The organism is Moritella sp. 5, assembly GCF_018219455.1.
In the GTDB taxonomy this organism is placed as follows: Bacteria; Pseudomonadota; Gammaproteobacteria; order Enterobacterales; family Moritellaceae; genus Moritella.
Genome location: NZ_CP056122.1, coordinates 4,376,805 through 4,396,831 on the forward strand (window position 1 = coordinate 4,376,805; position 20,027 = coordinate 4,396,831).

At 39.7% G+C, this 20,027-nt stretch carries 18 protein-coding genes; 6 read left to right on the forward strand and 12 right to left on the reverse strand.

Annotated features, from left to right (window positions below; all coding sequences use genetic code 11):
- Window positions 1-10 precede the first annotated feature (10 nt).
- The gene (gene rplU, locus HWV01_RS19495) at window positions 11-319 is read right to left on the reverse strand and encodes a 50S ribosomal protein L21 (RefSeq protein ID WP_006034531.1); all 309 of its coding nucleotides are present in this window, start codon (window positions 317-319) and stop codon (window positions 11-13) included.
- A gap of 319 nt (window positions 320-638) precedes the next feature.
- On the opposite strand from rplU, the gene ispB reads away from it, so the two are divergent.
- A complete protein-coding gene (gene ispB, locus HWV01_RS19500) occupies window positions 639-1,610 on the forward strand; it encodes an octaprenyl diphosphate synthase (protein ID WP_211673103.1) in 972 nt (323 codons plus the stop codon).
- A gap of 209 nt (window positions 1,611-1,819) precedes the next feature.
- On the opposite strand, the gene HWV01_RS19505 is transcribed toward ispB, so the two are convergent.
- The 5 genes from HWV01_RS19505 to HWV01_RS19525 form a co-directional block, all read right to left on the reverse strand.
- Complete coding sequence (locus HWV01_RS19505) at window positions 1,820-3,118, reverse strand: adenylosuccinate synthase (RefSeq protein ID WP_211673104.1); 1,299 nt, start codon at window positions 3,116-3,118, stop codon at window positions 1,820-1,822.
- Window positions 3,119-3,248: 130 nt separating this feature from the next.
- A complete protein-coding gene (locus tag HWV01_RS19510; protein WP_211673105.1) occupies window positions 3,249-3,431 on the reverse strand; it encodes a DUF2065 family protein in 183 nt (60 codons plus the stop codon).
- A 121-nt stretch (window positions 3,432-3,552) separates the two neighbouring features.
- The gene (gene brnQ / locus HWV01_RS19515) at window positions 3,553-4,878 is read right to left on the reverse strand and encodes a branched-chain amino acid transport system II carrier protein (RefSeq protein ID WP_211673106.1); all 1,326 of its coding nucleotides are present in this window, start codon (window positions 4,876-4,878) and stop codon (window positions 3,553-3,555) included.
- Window positions 4,879-5,090: 212 nt separating this feature from the next.
- Window positions 5,091-5,834, reverse strand: a complete 744-nt coding sequence (locus HWV01_RS19520) for a tRNA1(Val) (adenine(37)-N6)-methyltransferase (protein WP_211673107.1) — start codon at window positions 5,832-5,834, stop codon at window positions 5,091-5,093.
- Between the two features lie 168 nt (window positions 5,835-6,002).
- Complete coding sequence (locus HWV01_RS19525) at window positions 6,003-6,863, reverse strand: AraC family transcriptional regulator (RefSeq protein WP_211673108.1); 861 nt, start codon at window positions 6,861-6,863, stop codon at window positions 6,003-6,005.
- Window positions 6,864-7,108: 245 nt separating this feature from the next.
- Between HWV01_RS19525 and HWV01_RS19530 the strand changes: the two genes are divergently transcribed.
- Window positions 7,109-7,879: a class I SAM-dependent methyltransferase gene (locus HWV01_RS19530; RefSeq protein ID WP_211673109.1), complete on the forward strand. Its 771-nt coding sequence runs from the start codon at window positions 7,109-7,111 to the stop codon at window positions 7,877-7,879.
- Window positions 7,880-7,881: 2 nt separating this feature from the next.
- Window positions 7,882-8,493 carry a LysE family translocator gene (locus HWV01_RS19535; RefSeq protein WP_211673110.1) on the forward strand — a complete coding sequence of 204 codons (612 nt, stop codon included), beginning with the start codon at window positions 7,882-7,884 and terminating at the stop codon, window positions 8,491-8,493.
- A gap of 87 nt (window positions 8,494-8,580) precedes the next feature.
- Here the strand turns inward: HWV01_RS19535 and HWV01_RS19540 are convergent, their stop codons facing one another.
- Entirely contained in the window at window positions 8,581-9,552 is a 972-nt protein-coding gene (locus HWV01_RS19540; protein ID WP_211673111.1) for an inverse autotransporter beta domain-containing protein, read from the reverse strand.
- A gap of 321 nt (window positions 9,553-9,873) precedes the next feature.
- On the opposite strand from HWV01_RS19540, the gene srmB reads away from it, so the two are divergent.
- Window positions 9,874-11,139, forward strand: a complete 1,266-nt coding sequence (gene srmB, locus HWV01_RS19545; RefSeq protein ID WP_211673112.1) for an ATP-dependent RNA helicase SrmB — start codon at window positions 9,874-9,876, stop codon at window positions 11,137-11,139.
- A 2,032-nt stretch (window positions 11,140-13,171) separates the two neighbouring features.
- Window positions 13,172-14,200, forward strand: coding sequence for a nitronate monooxygenase family protein (locus HWV01_RS19550; RefSeq protein WP_211673113.1), 1,029 nt, complete (start codon window positions 13,172-13,174; stop codon window positions 14,198-14,200).
- 61 nt (window positions 14,201-14,261) lie between these two features.
- Here HWV01_RS19550 and HWV01_RS19555 read toward each other — a convergent pair whose 3' ends face one another.
- Both HWV01_RS19555 and HWV01_RS19560 read right to left on the reverse strand, forming a co-directional pair.
- On the reverse strand, window positions 14,262-14,957 hold the full coding sequence (locus tag HWV01_RS19555) for a general secretion pathway protein GspB (protein WP_211673114.1): 696 nt from the start codon (window positions 14,955-14,957) through the stop codon (window positions 14,262-14,264).
- On the reverse strand, window positions 14,954-16,609 hold the full coding sequence (locus HWV01_RS19560) for an ExeA family protein (protein WP_211673115.1): 1,656 nt from the start codon (window positions 16,607-16,609) through the stop codon (window positions 14,954-14,956). The genes HWV01_RS19555 and HWV01_RS19560 overlap by 4 nt, the downstream gene beginning before the upstream one ends.
- A gap of 258 nt (window positions 16,610-16,867) precedes the next feature.
- Here HWV01_RS19560 and HWV01_RS19565 point away from each other — a divergent pair, with 258 nt between their 5' ends.
- The gene (locus HWV01_RS19565) at window positions 16,868-18,037 is read left to right on the forward strand and encodes a multifunctional CCA addition/repair protein (protein ID WP_211673116.1); all 1,170 of its coding nucleotides are present in this window, start codon (window positions 16,868-16,870) and stop codon (window positions 18,035-18,037) included.
- A 122-nt stretch (window positions 18,038-18,159) separates the two neighbouring features.
- Here the strand turns inward: HWV01_RS19565 and HWV01_RS19570 are convergent, their stop codons facing one another.
- The 3 genes from HWV01_RS19570 to folB form a co-directional block, all read right to left on the reverse strand.
- Window positions 18,160-19,014: an undecaprenyl-diphosphate phosphatase gene (locus HWV01_RS19570; protein ID WP_211673117.1), complete on the reverse strand. Its 855-nt coding sequence runs from the start codon at window positions 19,012-19,014 to the stop codon at window positions 18,160-18,162.
- Between the two features lie 95 nt (window positions 19,015-19,109).
- Complete coding sequence (gene folK, locus HWV01_RS19575; RefSeq protein WP_211673118.1) at window positions 19,110-19,616, reverse strand: 2-amino-4-hydroxy-6-hydroxymethyldihydropteridine diphosphokinase; 507 nt, start codon at window positions 19,614-19,616, stop codon at window positions 19,110-19,112.
- On the reverse strand, window positions 19,616-19,984 hold the full coding sequence (folB, locus tag HWV01_RS19580) for a dihydroneopterin aldolase (RefSeq protein ID WP_211673119.1): 369 nt from the start codon (window positions 19,982-19,984) through the stop codon (window positions 19,616-19,618). The genes folK and folB overlap by 1 nt, the downstream gene beginning before the upstream one ends.
- Window positions 19,985-20,027: the final 43 nt, after the last annotated feature.

The window sequence follows — 20,027 nt, forward strand, 5'->3', positions numbered from 1 at the left end:
GTACTCCTAATTAAGCGATTTTAGTAATCTTAACTTCTGTAAACCATTGACGGTGACCCATCTGTTTACGAGAGTGCTTACGACGACGGAACTTAAGGATTTTAACCTTGTCCGCACGACCATGAGATACCACTTCAGCAGTGATTTTCTTACCTTCAAGGTAAGGTGCGCCAACTTCGATATTCTCGCCGTTAGCTACCATTAATACTTCGTTAAATTCGATGCTTGAACCAGCTTCAACGTCTAGAAGTTCTAGACGAAGAGTTTGACCTTCAGCAACGCGGTGTTGTTTGCCACCGCTTAGGAAAACAGCATACATGTTTTCTGACTCCGATTCGTGTCCAGCGTACCTTAGGTAGCGACACGTCATAATAATTTATAACAATGGCGCGAATTCTACTCAAAACTCCCCGGTTAGGCAAGCTGATTTTTAAAATAAATATAAATAAGCAGTAAAGTTGTAAATCGCTGCTGCTTAATCCTTTCGGCAATTCCAATTTAGTGTACAATTACGACATAAATTTGACGGGCATTTCAGCTTGTAGCCTACAATCAAGATAGAACTAGTTATCTATATAGCTATCAATAGCTTTTCAAATCGTCATATAACTATAAAAAGTAGCACGGAACTTATACTCATGGATATTAAAGCCATTCAAGCGTTATCAAAACAAGATATGGACGCTGTCAATGAACTCATTTTAGATCGACTGCAATCGGATGTTGCCCTCGTAAATCAAGTGGGTTATTACATTGTAAATGGTGGCGGTAAACGCATTCGTCCACTAATAGCAACGTTAAGTGCACGCGCGCTGGGTTACCAGGGGCAACAACATATTGATGTAGCCGCTATCATCGAGTTTATTCATACTTCAACCTTGTTGCATGATGATGTGGTTGATGAGTCAGATATGCGCCGTGGTCGTGAAACGGCAAATGCTGCATTTGGCAATGCGGCAAGCGTGCTAGTAGGTGACTTCTTATACTCACGCTCTTTTCAAATGATGGCAAAACTCAATAACAGTAAAATTATCGATATTTTGTCTGATGCAACCAATGTAATTGCTGAGGGTGAAGTATTACAGTTAATGAATTGTAATGATGCAGACACTGACGAAAAACGTTATATGGATGTCATCTACTACAAAACAGCCAAACTATTTGAAGCCGCTACGCAACTTGCAGCGGTTATCTCTGAGCAACCGGCACACATCGAACAAGCGATGATTGATTATGGTGTGCATTTAGGTGCAGCATTCCAGTTGATTGATGATGTGATGGACTACACAGCTGATGCTCAAGAGATGGGTAAAAACGTTGGAGATGACCTTGCAGAGGGTAAACCAACACTGCCATTAATTCATGCGATGGCGAACGGTACCGAACAAGAAGCATTAATGGTACGCGAAGCTATCGAGAAGATGAATGGCATGGATAATCTTGATGCCATTCTGGCGATACTTGACCGTACTGGCTCACTTACTTATTGCTTTGATAGAGCCCAGCAAGAAGCTGATTTAGCTGTTCAAGCAATTGCAGTACTACCTGAGTCAGAATACAAGCAAGCGCTGATCTCACTAGCTTACATTGCAGCAAACCGCAGTAATTAAGCAGTAACCGATTAGTGAATAAAAAGCCGTTTGATTCTTCGATATCGCGAAGAATCAAACGGCTTTTTTGTACCTGAAACTACAGCCTTACCGTAAATCATTAGGCCACAAACGGTAACTAAGATTATAGGGTACGTAGCTTTTATAAATTGTAGATACAAAAAAGGCCGCATACGCGACCTTTTATTTATCAGTTTAACCAGGCAGACTTATACGTCGTATGGGTTAACTAATACCATTGTTTCGTTACGATCTGGGCCAGTTGATACGATATGAATTGGCACGCCCGTAATTTCTTCAATACGCTTGATGTAAGCGATTGCAGCTTCTGGAAGTTGCTCTAGCGAAGTAGCGCCGTATGTTACGTCACTCCAGCCTGGCATTTCTTCGTATACAGGTTTAACAAGTTCATAACCGTCAGCAGCCATTGGTGGCACATCAAGGATTGAACCGTCTTGCTGCATGTAACCAGTACAGATTTTCAATGTTTCTAAACCGTCTAATACATCCAGTTTAGTTAGGCAGAAACCTGTGATGCTGTTTAACTGAATTGCACGTTTTATTGCAACTGCGTCAAACCAACCACAACGACGTTCACGTCCAGTAGTTGCACCAAATTCATGGCCTTTAGTACCTAGGTGATGACCAATTTCATCATCAAGTTCAGTTGGGAATGGACCAGAGCCAACACGCGTAGTGTAAGCTTTAGTTATACCAAGAACGTAATCGATGTGACATGGACCAAAACCACTACCAGTAGCTACGCCACCTGCAGTTGTGTTTGATGATGTTACATACGGGTAAGTACCGTGGTCGATATCTAGTAACGTACCTTGAGCACCTTCAAACATGATGTCATCACCGCGGCGACGTGCATCATCAAGAAGTGAAGTTACGTCTACGATCATGTCTAGTAGAATAGGTGCAACTTCGTGCATCTGTGCTAGTACATCTTCGTAGCTTACTTCAGGTTCGTTATAGTAATGCTGTAGTTGGAAGTTATGGTATTCCATTACTTCTTTCAATTTAACAGCAAACAGTTCCATGTTGAATAGATCGCCAACACGTAAACCACGACGAGCTACTTTATCTTCGTAAGCTGGACCGATACCACGACCAGTTGTACCAATTGCTTTTTTGCCAAGTGCTTTTTCACGGGCAGCATCTAGTGATACATGATATGGCAGAATTAATGGACACGCTTCGCTGATAAGCATACGCTCACGAGCTGGGATGCCTCGATCTTCAAGCATTTTAACTTCAGTCATTAATGCATCAGGTGCTAATACTACACCGTTACCAATGATACATTTAACGTTTGAACGTAAAATACCAGATGGAATTAAGTGAAGAACTGTTTTTTCACCATTGATTACTAGAGTGTGACCAGCATTGTGACCACCTTGGTAGCGCACAACATATTTAGCTCTGTCAGTTAGTAGATCAACTACTTTACCTTTACCTTCGTCACCCCATTGAGTGCCGAGAATAACTACATTCTTTCCCATGATACCGTCGCGGTTGTTGGTTAAAAGAGGATTCTAGCAAAATTTAAATCAAAATGTTTAAAAAATTTGATTTCTATCTCATTAAAACCAGAAAATATAAGTTTACTTGTTGTTCTGTTGCACAATTATATTACAACGTAATCAATAATACGATACCGGTTACGACCAGGCAACCTGCATATTTGCGTATTTTATCAGCGGGCAGCTGCGTAATAAGGGTAAGCATTTGCTGCCATTTTTTAGGCATTAGCATCGGCATAGTACCTTCGATAATCAATACAATCGCCAACGCTAGCCACAGTTCATTACCCATCAAACCACCTCATTATAGTGCTATAAAGCGTTAGTCACACAAAAATCACATAAAAAATCCGTTCACGAAGGAACGGATTTCAAATGAGTACAATCAACTCTAATTTAGAGCATATGACCGACTATTTTGCTGTAGCAACACTCACATTCGTTTGCGGACGCATTGCAACAATCGATATTATAATTGCAAGTACAGTGGGTAATGCCCAAGCTAAACCTTGATCAAACAATGGTAAAAATTCAAAGCCACTCATTGCAATACCCGCTACTTTCATGCCGTCTAATATACCAAACATGAATGCAACTACCATAACGAAACGGAATGCAAACTGTGGATTAGGGAAACGTTCTTGCAATAAGATTAGTGCAACAATCGCAATCGCAAGTGGGTATACCGCAAACAATACCGGTACCGAGATACTAATGAGTTGTGATAAACCAACATTCGCTACAATCGCACACGCGATGCAATTAATAATAACGAGCATTTTGTATGACCATTGTGGCTTTAACTCATGGAAAAATTCTGCTACCGCACTTGCTAAGCCTACTGCTGTCGTTAAACATGCTAATGTTACAACCGCCGCTAAGATGTACTGACCAGGCATACCGAATAAGGCTTGTACATAAGTAGCTAAGATCATCGCACCATTTACATCAGCACCAGCGGCAATAAGAGATTGGCTCGTTGCACCTAAGTAGAATAATGAAATATAAACAAATGCAAGACCCGCTGCTGCGATAGAACCCGCCATGACTAAATATTTAAATTGACCCGCTTTATCTGTTACACCTTTACTTTTAAGTACGTTAATAATCAACATACCAAACATTAATGACGCAAAGGTATCCATGGTGTTATAACCTTCAAGGAAACCTTTGGTAAAAGGGCTATCAACATACGCTTCACGTGCCGCGCCAATATCACCTTGTGGCATGATAAAGACCGCAATCGCTAATACCGTTAATAATATAATTAATGCCGGAGTTAAGATCTTACCGATGTTATCAATCATTTTACCTTGCCCTAAAGCGAAACAGGCTGTGATAATGAAGAAGATAACAGAGTACAAAGCCAATGTAGTGTCGTTAGCGGCATCACCTAGAAAAGGTTTAATCCCCATTTCATAAGCAACTAAGCTTGTTCTTGGTGCTGCAAAGGCTGGACCGATAATGACATAAATAGCCACGGCAATCGCGGTGCCGACCATTGCCGGTAAAAAGCGTGTCATAGTAATTAAACCACCGCCTGCTTTTGCAACTGCGATGATTGTAATCAGGGGCAAACCGACAGCAGTAACAAGGAAACCAAACATTGCAGGCATAAATGATTGCCCAGCAAGATTACCTGCTAAAGGTGGAAAGATGATATTGCCCGCGCCTAAAAAGAAGGCGAACGTCATAAAACCGATGGCTAAAACATCAGTTGTTTTTAACTTAGTAGTCATTAGTATACTCTCTGCTTAGATGTTGTTGTGTTTTCATTTATCAACTTCTTCCGTGAAGTAAGCATGGAGAAATACTCCCCAGCCGGTGTAGCACAAAGTATTATAATTATGTTCTTGTAAAGAATTTTATATCAGCCACTCACCCATTAATTACCGATACTAACAATCTGGTAATTAAGTGCAAGAGCAAATCTGCCAGCACTATAATGAAATTACATTTTTAGATAAAAGTCTTTAGTGATGGTCTGGTAATCATGAGAGTAACTGCCATCTGGGTGATGGACAGTAAGAGACTGGTTTTGCAATTGATTATGACCTCGAGAAATACTCATCAACATACGTTTGTAAGCCTTTGTATGCGTTGTTTTTATGTTCAGACACGTCATTTGTAAATTACCTAATTGTTGGCAGTAATTAACAAGATCACAACCAGCATCATAAGGTAACACAAGTGCTATACGTCCATTTGGTGATAATAATTCCAGCGCACAATCCACGAGTTCCTGATGCGTTAAGCTTCCCGTATGCCTTGCAATTTTGCGGGCATCATCGGTAAAACTTTGGCCATGAATAAAATAAGGTGGGTTAGAAACGATAAGGTCAAACTTAGTATCTTTATCTTTACATGCCGGGGTGAATGATTGCAAAGCAGCATGTTTAACTACGATTGAAGATGCCCATGGTGAGTTATCAATATTTTTTTTTGCTTGTTGGCACGCCAATTCGTCAATATCAATCGCGGTTGCTTGTAGCTCACCTTGACAGCGTTGCGCTAACATAAGACTAATAAGGCCTGAACCAGTACCAATATCCAGTACTGTTAGCGGTGCTTCGGGCGTTGTTGTCACATCCGCCCAGCCGCCAAGTAAAATACCGTCAGTTCCTACTTTCATCGCACAATCAGCGTGTGAAACATGAAACTGTTTAAAACTAAAACCATCATTTTTATTTGTCACTGTATACCCACACTTTTATCTGCGCGTTATTACGATGACGGTACTCTACACTAGTTTGCAGTACGCGGAAGCACTTTAGAACGCGATAATGGGATCATTTGATCATAGAAAAATCATTATCAGAAATAAGCTCTAACTGTTCACTAAATGGACATCATTGAACTAAATCTATCCCCTATCAAAAGACGCTAAGACAGACTGCCTTTTGTACATGAAATTCCGGTAAGATTTAGGTGTTGTACCTAACGCCTTCTTGAAATGTGATGAAAAGTGGCTTTGATCATAAAACCCGCATACAGCAGCGACATCAACGGGTTTAATTCCCGTGCGTAACAAACTCTTTGCTCGATGTATTCTTAGTTGAACTTGGTATTGATGCGGTGCCATCCCCCATCGCTCCTTAAACTGCCGAATTAAAGTATATTTATTAGTATTACCAATAGTAGCTAAGTCATCTAGACTAATGTTACGGTCAAAATACTCATCTAAATACTCTCGAGCCATGTAAATTTTATCACTCGCAGCCCTTTCATCTAAGCTTATATTTCGTTTACTACTTTTAATCAATAATTTTGTAAAAAATGCAAATATCAGTGTTTCTAACAGTAGTTTTGGATAGTGATTATCTGCGTAATCAAAAATCATCCGCAAATGCTCAATCAAGCTATTATCATAAATAACAGGGTTGTTAAAGTATGGGGCGCAATGACCTAAATTGGGAAAATCGGACAGAACACTATTAAACATTTCAGGTGTAGGGTAGAAGGCTCGATAGCTCCACCCATCCTCACTTGCAGGCTCCCCTGTATGGGCTGTATCAGGATTAACGATCACAAGGCTACCTTCACCAGAAATGTGCTTCGTTCCACGAGTTATAAATCGTTGTGCTCCACGTTCAATCACACCAATTGCATATCCTTCGTGGACATGTTTTGAAAAGTGCTGGTCCTTAAAACTTGCTTTTACATATTCAATACCACCAAAGCAGTCTAAAAGAGAAAACTCTGAACCTACAGTATCATTCTTCATTGTCTAGATATCCCTATCCACCTAAGTAACATACTTAATCATTAACGATGTCAATTTCATACTACTACAAAACGAAAACCTAACAACATATATCATTGTTTTAAATGAAAAAAATAAATAACCGATACGGATGGATAATATATTAATGCCATTAACATCAAGAGAGATGTAAATATCATCCTATAAGTATTAAATCATCATTGGCATAGTACCCATTTTAAATAAACCGTAATAAGAGATTAAAAATGGAAGTAGAATTCAATACATCACGTTCAAAGTCATACAAAGATGCGATTAGTAGTTTTCCAAATGTTTGGAATGAAGACCTATTGATTATGCATCACTATTTAGCTCCGAAGGCCAATACAACGATTGTTGAACTTGGTGCAGGAAGTGGTTTTTTTAGTACTGTAATTTCAAAAGAAATTGGTTCGAATGGAAAACTAATCGTAGTCGACCCTTCACTGGAACAAATGCTACCACTCATAAATAACCCGCACTTTAATAATATTGAATTTTATTGCGAAACAGCTGAAAATTTTGTTGTACCCCAAAACGATAAAATTGATCAAGTATGGAGCAGAGGCGCTTTTCATCATGTCAAAAATAAAGAAAAAGTACTACGTGAATTAGCACGTTCAGCAGTCCCCGGGGCTAAGTGCTGTATTTTAGACATATTCACACATAATTCAGTAGCTAAATTCTTTGATTCATATATAGCCCATGCTTGTACAACGGGTCATGAGGTTAGCTTTTTAAGCCGCGATTACGCTCAAAGTTTATGTAAAAATACCGGTTGGAAATTCATGGAGTTGATAGATATTGAACTCAAATGGGAATTTAATAGCAAGGAGGATATAGGCGTTTTTCTAGGTACATTACTTTCATTAAAACCTGAATATGCACATTCGGACACACTCGCCGTAGCAGAAGATATACTAGGAATTAGTCAGCGAGGGGAATTATTTTACCTCAATTGGCCTATGACGTTGCTAATTGCACAGAAGGATTATTAATTATGGGTATTGATAATATGACTTACGTGATGACATGTATTTTAGCTGCGGGCACTCCGGGGCCTGGTACACTAGCGGTTATCAACATGTCCATAAAATCAGGGTTAAAAAAAACGTTACCCCTAATGGTTGGTATCATTATAGGCTTAGCCGCAGTTGCCTTACTTTCCATATATGGTCTATCAATCATTATGCTGAGCTCCACAACCGTCTTTCATGCAATACAGTCTATCGGAGGCATGTATATCTTCTACTTGGGCATAGTGTGTATCTTAAACTTTAAAACGGCAAAATTAGAAGAAAATGAAGTTAACAATTTTGGTGTTTGTTCTGGTGTAATAATATCTGTTTTTAATCCTAAAACGATTATATTTTTTACATCATTAATGCCAACTTTTATCAACGTTTCTGACAATACTGTATCGCAGAGTTTTTACTTAACAGCAATATTACTTTGCTGCACATTTCTGGTCCACTTACTCTATGCTAAGTTAGGTAACTTATCGGCGAAAGTACTAAACAATCACATTGATAAGTTAGAGCTTGCTACTGGAATCTTTTTTATTTCTATAGCTACATTCATTCTATACTCAGCTTTAACAACCACATACTAATTGCTATTACTGAATTTAAAAATTAACTGAAGTTATGCTCCTAGGCTTAATACTATAAAAACCATTAGGCCCAGAGCATATATCAGTCTAGTTTGCAGTACGCGGAAGCACTTTAGAACGCGAGAATGGGATCATTTGATGCATAGAAAAATCATTATCAGAAATAAGCTCTAACTGTTCACTAAATGGGCGCCATGGATCATAGTTGAAGTAAAGATACACACCATAACCAACATCATGCTCTTTCACTTTGGTTGCTTCAGCCCCCAATTGTAATAATGAGATTGGCGTGTAATCCAGACCCACTGTTAATTTATGGCTATTGTCAGTAGGGTCGTAATCATCATTCATTTGAATATCATCACCGAAGAAATACTCAAAAGAACTATGGAATTTTACGGTTGTCGTTATTGCGCCCTCGGCACGAATATCCACACTGTTAACTAGGTCATCTTTATGACCTTTACCAGACAAGGGAAAATAAATATTCGATGACAAATTAAAAATATAATTTGGGTCATCGTATTTAGTACCAACCGATAAACGGTGGTTACCGGAGCTCAACTCGACATCCCAGAAAGCATTAACACCCACACCAATAAGGCTATCTTCAGGTAAAATACCAATACCATTAGAGACTAATACATCTTCATTTTTGTAATCTATATTCGCTTGCCAGACAAGATCATCAGCAAAGATATCGTCAACTACGTAATCAATCCCAGGGTTACTCGCTAAGGAAGTTCCGTGCCTCTCGTAATCATCATAATTACTGTGTAACGTTATGCCAAAACTAAGATTCGAATAAAGTGGTACAGGAAATTCAAATGGTGTAAATTCTGGTTCTTCAGGCTCTTCTACTATAGGTGATGGTTTACGTTGCTCTTCACCGCCTACGTGACCACGATTCTTACCCCAATAACCTTTATTTGAAACCTTACCTTCACCTTCATTTTCAGAGTAGTACTTATCTTCAGCGGCATGAATAGAAGGAGACAGGGATAATAGCAGCGTAGTAGAATACAATAATAGCGTTGGAAGTAGACCATGTGAGCTCATCGAAAACGTACCTTAATAATAAAACAACGAAGCTAAGATAACAAAATTATAGCCTCCAAGCTAATGAATATAATCAATCTCTATAATTACCAATCGGGTATTTAAATATCCCCATTAACGATTCTATCGCGCCAATAATACCAACAAAAAATAAGTACTATAATCGCGATTATTTCGTCACTTGAGTAGAAAACTAATACCCTCTAGGGCGCTAATCTGCCATAATGTCTGATTAACGATCAAAAATTTGACGTGTCTTTGTTTAAATACAGCAAATGATAACTTCATCTTCCTTTTTAACCTCTTGTATACGGTAGTTTTATGGACTTCGAAAGTCTCGATCTAGACCCTGAATTAATTGCAGCACTTACTGATAATAATCTTGTTAGACCAACATTGATTCAACAGCAAGTATTGCCAACTGCCATGGAAGGTAGAGATATCCTTGCATCTGCACCGACAGGTACAGGTAAAACGCTGGCATTTTTATTACCAGCTGTTCAGCATCTTCTTGACTTTCCACGTCGCGAATTAGGCCCTGGGCGAGTACTTATCTTGACACCAACGCGAGAACTCGCGAGTCAAGTATTCCAACAAGCTAAAATGCTAGCTGCCTATACTGACCATAAAGTATCGATGGTAACGGGTGGTGTTGATTATGCGCTACACGCTGAAGTATTAAAAAATAGTCTTGATATTGTCATCGCTACACCGGGTCGTTTATTAGAATATATCCGTCGCGATGCATTTGAATGCGCAGCCGTTGAAGTACTGATTCTAGATGAAGCAGACCGTATGTTAGATATGGGTTTTTATGATGACGTGAAAAAAATCACTGATGAAATGACTCGTCGTCAACAAACAATGCTATTTTCTGCGACCCTAGAAGGTCGTGGTATTGAGCGTTTTGCTGAAGAACTATTGAAAGAGCCAGCTGAATTTACAGCTAATCCTTCACGTAAAGAAAAAGCAAAAATTCACCAACTAATGCATCACGTTGATAATCATGCACACAAGCAAGCCTTGTTAGTGCATTGGTTACGCGACGAAAGCACAACTCGTTCTATCGTATTTGTAAAAACTCGTGAACGTTTGGCTGAATTAGTAAGCTATTTACAGTCTCAAGGTATCCCGTGTGCTTATTTACGTGGTGAAATGGATCAAGCGAAACGTACTCGTTCATTAAACCAATTTAAAAACGATAAAGTAAAAGTACTGATTGCTACTGACGTCGCCGCTCGCGGTATTGATGTTCAAGATGTAAGCCATGTATTTAACTTTGATTTACCACGTAGTGCTGAAGTTTATGTTCACCGTATTGGCCGTACAGCACGTGCGGGTAAGAAAGGCACAGCAATTTCGTTAGTTGAAGCGCATGATCTACGTATCTTTGGTAAAATTGAACGTTATACTGAAGAAACGATTAAGCGTCGTGTAATTCAAGGTTTGAAACCAAACAATAAAATTGCAATGTCGAAAACCAAGAAAAAAGCGAAAGTAGCGGCGACTGGTAAAAATAAAGTATCAGCGAAAGCGAAACTTAAAGCTAAAAAACGCACCAAGAAAAATAAGTCTAAAAGCAAGTAATCGCTAAACAGACGATAGCTTAAATTAGCTTGATTAAAAAAGGCGTTAAATTTATTTAGCGCCTTTTTTGTATATAAATATTAGCTATGGATAATAGAAAAGCGTTGAATTGTGTATTTATTAAATCCCAGATATAGAAAAGGCAGCACACAGTGCCGCCCTAAGTCTATACTTTCAATCCATGAAACTTGTAGCTACCCTGCTAAGTCCTGACTCTATTCATTCCATTAAATTTCCACTTCCCAATCCGTCGGAGTGTCCTTTTGCCTTCCTAGCACAATAAATCGATCCTGATTTATTTCTGTGTCGCATCCTGCAACTTAATCCTTTGGTCTTCTTCCTGAAGCTGTCCTTGTGTCGCGTCCTGCAACTTAATCCTTTGGTCTTCTTCCTGAAGCTGTCCTTTGTGTCGCGTCCTGCAACTTAATCCTTTGGTCTTCTTCCTGAAGCTGTCCTTGTGTCGCGTCCTGCAACTTAATCCTTTGGTCTTCTTCCTGAAGCTGTCCTTGTGTCGCATCCTGCAACTTAATCCTTTGGTCTTCTTCCTGAAGCTGTCCTTTGTGTCGCATCCTGCAACTTAATCCTTTGGTCTTCTTCCTGAAGCTGTCCTTGTGTCGCGTCCTGCAACTTAATCCTTTGGTCTTCTTCCTGAAGATGTTCCCGCTCCGTCCTTGTGCTTATAAATATACGCCATTACCGTTTCGCCAGAAGCACGTAAATTCAATTAAATTACAATATTTTACAAGATCACACACAAGTAAAAATATAAGTCATTGATAAAAATAAGTATAACCGTGAAGCACGAGTATAAGACTAGGTCTAACATCGAGATAAACACAGTGATGTAACGGTTATATCCCTCACCACAAATAGTCGATATCTTACACATTGAAGCCTGCCAACTCAGTATATAATGTTGTTTATTTAGAATAAACAGAACATACCCAAACTAAAGTTGTAAAACTTAAAATATAGCGATAAATAATGCTGTTAAAACAAACATACCATATACATCTATAAGTAGACCTAAAGGTAAGAAGTAAGGTTATATAGATGGTTGAGGTGAGATGGGTTATGTCAGAAAAATTAGTTGGTGGAAAGTTATATAGCGCTGCTTATATTAAACTCCAGATATAGAAAAGGCGGCACACTGTGCCGCCCTAAAGTCTATATTTTCAATCCATGAAACGTGTAGCACCCCTGCTAAATCCTGACTCTATTCATTCCATTAAATTTCCACTTCCCAATCCGTCGGAGTGTCCTTTTGCCTTCCTAGCACAATAAATCGATCCTGATTTATTTCTGTGTCGCGTCCTGCAACTTAATCCTTTGGTCTTCTTCCTGAAGCTGTCCTTGTGTCGCGTCCTGCAACTTAATCCTTTTGATCTTCTTCCTGAAGCTGTCCTTGTGTCGCGTCCTGCAACTTAATCCTTTTGGTCTTCTTCCTGAAGCTGTCCTTGTGTCGCATCCTGCAACTTAATCCTTTTGGTCTTCTTCCTGAAGCTGTCCTTGTGTCGCATCCTGCAACTTAATCCTTTTGGTCTTCTTCCTGAAGCTGTCCTTGTGTCGCGTCCTGCAACTTAATCCTTTGGTCTTCTTCCTGAAGATGTTCCTGCTCCGTCCTTGTGCTTATAAATATACGTCATTAACCCTGAGCAACAAGCGCGCAAATTCAATTAAATTACATAAATTTACAATCAATAAAACACAATAACCAACAAGTGGTTGATATTTATAGCCATTAGTGGTTTTTACGAGTGTAAGACTAGGTCTAACACTGAGATAAACGCAGTGACGTAACGACTATATCCCGACATCCACATGGTCGATGTCTTACACATGGGGACCTATCTATCCAGCAGATAATATTGTGAATATAAAATACACAGAATATACCCAAACTAAAGTTGTAATAGTTAAAATTTATCAATAAATAATTTTGTTAAAAACATACATACCATTAACATCTGTATGTATTAGTGCATTTATGCTAGTTTATTTTCCAACCTTTTTGCATCTTTGGGATAAAGTGATGAAAACACGGATTACAGAATTATTAGGGATTGAGCATCCTATCGTCTTACCTGGTATGAGTTGGATATCAAAACCAGAACTTGTTGCGGCCGTTTCCAATGCTGGAGGTTTAGGTATTTTAGCAACAGGACCATTGAGCCAAGAAGAAACCCGCGCAGCAATCAAAAAGATCCGTGAGCTTACTGACAAACCATTCGGTATTGGCGCTACCTTACTTATGCCAGGGGCGAAAGAAAATGCCAAAATAGGTATTGAAGAACAAGTACCCGTGATTAACTTCTCACTTGGTAAAGGTGATTGGATCGTCGAACAGGTCCATGCTTATGGTGGTAAAGTCATTGCCACGGTCGTTAATGAGAAACATGCGAAGTCTGCACAATCGATTGGTGCTGATGCCTTGATGGTAACAGGTCATGAAGCTGCCGCACACGGTGGCGATGTCACCTCACTAGTATTGGTACCCGCGATTGCCAGCGCCGTAGATATTCCCGTTATCGCGACGGGCGGTTTTGCTGATGGCCGAGGTTTAATTGCCGCTCTTTCACTTGGTGCTGAAGGGGTTGCAATGGGCTCCCGTTTTGCCACTAGCCAAGAAAGTGCTTTACATAATAACGTTAAACAAATCATTACTAGCAAATCTGAGAACGATACTATCTATTCGAAAAACTTTGATGGTCTCTATGCCCGCGTTTTAAAAACGCCAGCTTCTATTAAAGCAACCAAAAAGCCAATGAATTTTGCCCTAGCCTTATTTAAATCGGTAAAGGCCGCTAAAATGGTCGATTTACCGTTTTGGAAATTAGTCGCTGGCGTCTTTGTGCAATTCGATAAAATTAAGCAATTGTCATATTTCGGTGCTGCAACTGAAAAACTAGAAGCCGCTACCATTAATGGTGATTTAACTACTGGTGTGCAATTTATTGGTCAATCGCAAGGATTGATTAATGATGTACCAAGTGTAGCTATTATCGTAGAGCGTATTATGACAGAAGCAGATAATGTGATTAATAAATTAGCGAAACAGTAAGATGATGAGCAAAGATGTAGTTAACTACTTCCTTGCTCATTTAGACTATCGCACAATGAAATTATGCAGACCAATCAGATAACGCTTGGAGACTAAAGCTCTGCGCACCGACGCGCATAATCACTTCATTTTGTAATATCTCTAAAACCTCAACATCATCACTTAACCAACTTCCTTCACGTAAGTCTCGGTTATTAAGACGCACACTACGATTTTGTGGTTTCGACGAATACACATGCGAACTATAACTAATATCAGGGATTTGCGCACGTAAGTGTGCGGGTAAGTCCTTAATAGGGACAGCATTGTAACTTTCTGCTATAACTTTAGCAGGTATGCTATCAGTATCACTTGTCGCCGTTAACGCCCGATTAAATTTAGCAAGTAGTTCGGCTGACACCTGCTCATTAGCTAATTCATCATTCATCGTTAATAACTCAGAAGCTTGAGCCTCTTTCACCGCAGGCTTGCGACTAGGTACAATCACAGCAGGTAGCTGCTCTGATGAATATGAAGGTGATACAGGAGGCGTTACCGGAATATTAACCACAGATAACGGGTGTTCAAACTCAATATCTGGTAACTTTAAAATAGTCAGCGGATCGGTTTGTTCAACGCCCGTTAAAACAGGCCTTGTTACATTTATATTATGACGATCATTGTCGTTTGCAAACAAGGCGGGACTCCATAATACACTCACCGCTAAGCTTGCACAGATACTGCATAGACTTAGGATTTTACCAACTGCAAGGCTCATTTTTTCTCCGGAATATGTGTTGCCACATTCAATTTAGGCACAGTGCTGTCAGCATAATGGACAACTGTCATCATAGTCTGAGGGCCAACAATACCATCAGCGGTTAAACCCGCCTGTTGTTGAAAACGTATCACCTTTTTCATTAATATCGCATCAAACCTCGTACCAGATAAAGCATTTTCACCAAGCGCTGCACTCACGTTCCGATCTAACCAGCGTATTAATGTACCTTTATCATTTTGTTTTAAGCTATTTTTAAAACGACTTGGTGCAGTCCAGAATAATGTAAAATCACCACTCCAATATTTTTCAAACCAAGCTTGACTCACCAATAAATGGCTGTTGTTTAATTGTAACTCCACACCTGATGACGTAATACTCAACAAGGTTGCGTAATAATCTTCACCGAGGTTATCCAGCAAGCGGACGACAGCGGGTAAGTTATATTGTACTAATTGTGCATAATTACCCTGTCGCTGCAGACAGCGTAATTTCGCATATTGCGCATTACGACAAGTCGCATCATTCAATGCAATATCATAGCCCCACTCTTTATATAAAAACTGAGTAGCTGCACTGCTTTGTCGCGCAGAATTAATATTCGCTAATAACGCCTTATCAGATATGACCTCATTCATAACAGGGGGTACTTCATCTATGACAAGTTTATTTACCTCGATCTTGTCTGGCGTGTCATTGACTACCACTACTTGTGTCGTTGGCGCTTTATCTATTAGCCGATCAAATAACCCCAGCTGAAAACCTGCCAAACCAAAACCTATTAATACCATGGATAGCGCACCCGCAAATAAGCCTACTTTACTGGACTTGGATTTGCTTGTCCCAGTAACAACGACCGCATTAACGGCTTCTTGCACATGTTGTGGGGTAATTTTATTGGCATTTTCTTTAAACGCATAATACAAGGCTTTATCACACACCAAATTAACTAAACGCGGGATACCTGCAGTATGTTGGTAAATACGCTTTAATACTTTGGTGTTAAATAAGCCTGGATTACCGGATGCGATACTTAAACGATACGCCACATAACTGGCTAATTCAGATTCTGTTAAAGGTAATAAATGATAACGAGCGGTAATACGTTGCGCGAGTTGGCGTAATTCAGGCTGTTTTAGTTTTTGCTGTAACTCAGGTTGGCCAATTAACACTATGTGTAATAGCTTTTTATGGTCAACATCGAGGTTGGTTAACAAACGTAGTTGTTCCAGTGCTTTCGTGGATAATAATTGCGCTTCATCAATCATAACCACGCAGGATTTATGTTGCTGACAATTACTGAGTAGATAATGATGTAATAAATCAAAGAGTACTTTTAAACTCAGCCCATTACTATTATAGTCGAGCTTGAATTGATCACAGAGCGTCGCGAGTAACTCCAGCTCACTTATTGCAGGATTATGAATATAACCCAGGATCGTGTCATTCGTTAAGCCCTCAGCTAATGCACGTGAAACAGTGGTTTTACCGGTTCCCACTTCACCGGTTAACATGACAAAACCACCCGCACCTTGTAATCCATAAGTCAGGTGTGTCAGTGCCTCTTTATGCCTATCGCTCATAAAAAAGAAACGAGGATCGGGAGCAATAGAGAAAGGCATTTCTTTTAAATGAAAAAACTCAGTATACATCTATGATTATCATCCTATGGTTGATGCTTCACGTTAATAGCTAGACAACAAAATGTCAAAAATAGGCAACAAAAATACAACTTTATTCATGAATAAGTCGCTAGGTGCTCATTATCCACCAATTCAAACTTAATGACAGCAAGTAAACTGCCATAATCAACAGCAAAGATCGAGTTTCTAAGTAGTTAAGGTATAATTAATAAATACTATGTAATTATCTTAAAGCTATCATTAAAGTAAAGTAACAGGGGTTGTTTAGTGCAAATATATTTAGTCGGCGGAGCCGTTCGGGACAAATTATTATCTCTACCGGTAAAAGATAAAGATTTTGTTGTTGTTGGTGCTACACCCGCAGAAATGCTAGAACAAGGCTATCAGCAAGTCGGTAAAGATTTCCCTGTATTCCTACACCCGAGCAGTAAGCAAGAATATGCACTGGCACGAACCGAACGAAAAAGTGGTTCTGGTTATACAGGTTTTACCTGCTATGCAGCACCCGATGTGACGCTTGAGCAAGATCTTGTGCGCCGAGACCTGACCATTAATGCTATGGTTGAAGACATTAATGGCCAAATTATCGACCCACTCAATGCTAGAGCAGATTTAGATAATCGCATACTGCGTCATATCTCAGAGAACTTCAGTGAAGATCCATTACGCGTCCTACGCGTGGCGCGTTTTGCCGCACGTTTTCACCACCTTGGCTTTACTATCGCTAATGAAACGCTGGCGTTAATGCAGGGCATGACACAGGCAGGTGATCTTGCTGAATTAACCCCCGAGCGTGTATGGCAAGAAGTTGAAAAGACATTATCAGCAGCGAATCCAGAAATTTTTTTCCACGTGTTAAATGAGATTGGCGCATTAGCAGTTATTTTACCCGAACTCGATGCCCTCTTTGAGCGAACGCTAAATATAAATAGCGAAGATGACAATGACAATAACACTGCCGGCCAGCAAGCCTTAATTCAGCTGCAGCAAACGGCATTACTTTCGGCTGATTTAGCCATTCGCTTTGCAGCATTGATGCAGAAACTTGATAATTCTCAAGTCAGTATTAAAGCTCTGGCCAAACGCTGTAAAGTGCCTAACGAACACCGAGATTTAGCGTTGCTGGTTAGCGCACAACAAGAAAACATTCACAGCGCTCTAACCTTAGAGCCTACTGATATTATTAGCCTTTTCGATAATACCGATGCATGGCGTAAACCTGAACGTTTTCAGCAAATATTGTTAGCCTGTTCAAGCAGCAAAGTCTGTAAATTACCCGATAAATATCAACCGACTCAATACCTGACACAAATGCTTAATACGGCTTGTGATATTGCAGTACAACCGATCATTGCTGCAGGGTTCCGTGGTGCGGAAATCAAACAGCAATTAACAACACAACGTATTGCAGCATTAGCCACATTACGATCTCAATAAATAATTGTCATAAATGATGATTAACATGCAAAATCAAAAAAGGCTGCTACCTCACTGGTAACAGCCTTTTCTATCTTTAGTCTTTAGTCTTTAGTCTTTAGTACTAATGCTAATCGAGGAAGTTAAAGCCCTTGAGTATAGATTAAATAAAACAGACCGGCGCCTAAAAGTAGACGGTAGATAACAAACGGGAACATGCCTAATTTTTCTAGTACTTTCAAAAATACATGGATACAGGCTACAGCACTAAAGAAAGAAATAACAACGCCTAAGCCCATAGCAAACCAATCAACAGCGCGTACTGTCGTAATGATTTCACCCGCTTGCAGGGTTTCAACGACATCACCATTCAGTACTAATTTCAGTGTTAAATAACCACCTGCCATTGCAATAATCGGGATCGACATTAAGAATGAGAAGCGTGCTGCGGCACTACGGCTAAGCCCTAACATTAAACCCGCAGTAATCGTCACTCCCGAGCGAGAAGTACCCGGAACTAACGCCAACATTTGTGCAAAACCAATGATTAATGCCCCTTTCCAACCAGTTTTATACTCATCTTTTATTTGCGTGGCATTAGCATCAGCCCACCATAACAACAAGCCAAAGATAATCGTAGTAGTGGCGATCACCGTGGTACTACGCAAATATAATTCAATTAAATCTTTGCCAAAGAAGCCGACTAACGCAGCCGGAATGGTTGCTAATAGTATGCACCATGCTAGCTGACTGTCTTTCGTGTGTTCATGTTTAAACAGAGAACGCACCCAAGCCACAGCCATAGTGCCGACTTCCTCGCGGAAATAAATAAGTACCGCTAATAATGTACCTATATGTACAGCAACATCAAAAGCAAGACCTTGATCCTCCCATCCAAGTAATTGTGACGGTAAGATAAGGTGAGCAGAGCTTGATACAGGTAAAAATTCAGTGAGTCCCTGAATCAATGCCAGAACGATCACTTCCAAAGTACTCATTCATATTTCCTTTATTGTAATAGTTAAAAATAAATCGGTTTAAAGATACAGGTTAATACTATAAATTATTCGCATAACCTTGCTCATTATAATGTCTAAGCCAGCTCAGCTATTTTCGGCCATTGCCACTTAGCGAGCATGAGTACCTGTGTTGATTTGTCAAAGTCACGCCATAACTCAGCCATTGAAATACCAGACACCGGATGACATAAATCCGGTGCTAGTTCAGCAAGTGGCCATAATACAAAAGCATGATAAAGAATTTCAGCGCGAGGTAAAATAGGCTTTTCAGACTGGATGATATTGTCGAATAACAATAAATCCAAATCTAAGGTTCGGGGTGCATAACGACGATCAGTCGCTTTACGTCCATGTGTGATTTCAAGATCTTTTAAACACTGCATTAATTCGCTAAGCGATAACGATGTGATAAATTCCACCACTAAATTGTAATAGTTATCACCCGTGCAATTGACAGCCGCACTTTCGAAAATCGGTGAAATACGACAGCCATCAAACATGTTATCAAGATCACGCAGCGCATTCGCGACATGATATTCTTTATCAATGTTACTGCCGATGCCGATATACACTAAAGCCATTACGCTAGCGTTCCATTGCGCTGGCCACGTTCAATATATACACCAACCGTTGCCGCATTTGCGACAGCACCAGGTTTACTCAGTTTGAGGCTAATCCAAGGTATACCAAATGTTGTCATTAATAGTTCAGCAACTTGCTCAGCCATTGTTTCAACCAACTCAAAAATATTGTTTTGTGCAAAGTCAGTCACTAACTTAGATACTGCTGAATAATCCAATGCTTTGGTAATATCATCAGTCAGTGCTGAAGGGCGATTATCATGTGCCATTTTCAAATCAAATACTAACCGTTGAATGATCTTCTTTTCCCAATCATATACACCGATCGTGGTAAAAACTTCCAATTTTTCAATAAATACAATGTCCATGAGCTCGTCCGTAGTAAACTTGATAGAGGTCGGATACCCTCGC